This window comes from Vibrio sp. 10N.261.51.F11 (assembly GCF_041471665.1).
Lineage (GTDB): Bacteria > Pseudomonadota > Gammaproteobacteria > Enterobacterales > Vibrionaceae > Vibrio > Vibrio crassostreae_C.
The window spans coordinates 1-1,040 of record NZ_JBFROW010000119.1 but is presented as its reverse complement, the minus strand read 5'-3'; the positions used below and the strand labels follow the sequence as shown (position 1 = coordinate 1,040).

General features: G+C 43.2%; 2 protein-coding genes. Both read right to left on the bottom strand.

Features of this window, described 5'->3' with window-relative positions:
- The coding region (locus AB4351_RS22155) for an IS3 family transposase (RefSeq protein WP_372127201.1) at window positions 1–488 on the bottom strand (488 nt) is incomplete at its 3' end.
- Complete coding sequence (locus AB4351_RS22150) at window positions 485–994, bottom strand: helix-turn-helix domain-containing protein (protein ID WP_372127200.1); 510 nt, start codon at window positions 992–994, stop codon at window positions 485–487. The genes AB4351_RS22150 and AB4351_RS22155, both read right to left, overlap by 4 nt.
- Window positions 995–1,040 lie beyond the last annotated feature (46 nt).

Below are 1,040 nucleotides of genomic sequence, written 5' to 3'. Positions count from 1 at the left end.
AGCGGCAAGCAGGCATTTTTGGCCACTCTATAAGCCACTACCTCCTGAGTAAACAAGTCGACCACGGGAGACAAGTATACTTTCTGCTCTTTGACTTTGAACTCCGTGACATCAGTTACCCACTTTTCATCGGGTTGAGTCGCACTAAAATCTCTTTCAAGCAGGTTAGGAGCAGCTGTTCCAGACTCTCCTCGGTATGAACGATACTTTTTAATCCTGACCGTCGATTTAAGGTTGAGCTGAGCCATAAGCCTTTGAACCGTTTTGTGATTAAGCACGAACCCCTGATTTTTTAGTTCCAAGTGAATACGGCGGTAGCCGTATCGACCCTTATGTTCATGATAAATTGACTTTATCAACCGCAGCTCACGTTCGTAGCTATTTGGGCGCTTGTTTGTTTGAGCTTGATAATAAAAGACACTTTTTGCCAGCTGTAGAGTCTGCAGTAAGTGCTTCAGCGGGTACTTGCCTTTAAGAGTTAGAGCTATGACCGCTTTTTCTTTGTTCGACGGTTTTTTTCCTGCTCCAACTCTTCCAACTTTTTTAGAACGGCATTCTCGGTTCGTAAGTAGACCAACTCCTCTTTTAGCTCCTCAAGTGTCATTTCATTATCAGGCTTAGTGGTACATTGAGGTTGCTGTTTCATTGAGGGTCTTCCTTTCTGGCGCATTTTGAGCCCCTTGATACCGAGCTCATTAAATCTTTTGAGCCAGACAGAGAGTATCCCAGGGGATGAGAGGTTTAATACAGCGCTAGTGTGCGTGAGAGACCATTCATTCGTCCACATTAAATTCAATGCTTTTCGTTTTGTTTGAGCAGTCGCGGCATGCTTAGTTGGTAAAAATGAATCAGTACCATGGATGGCAAAGACTTGAGCCCAATACCGTATCTGCCTTGAAGAAATTGAATATTGTTTTGCTAAATAGAGAGATGACGTGCCATCTAAGTATTGCTTAGCAATGATACATTTTAGCTCACGGCTATATTTGGACATAAAAAGACCCCCAATAATTGGTGTCCAACTATTGGGGGTCAGTTCA

Bases quoted from the DNA above. Each gene is read 5' to 3' on its own strand.
- AB4351_RS22150 (WP_372127200.1), bottom strand. From the start codon at position 994: ATGTCCAAATATAGCCGTGAGCTAAAATGTATCATTGCTAAGCAATAC.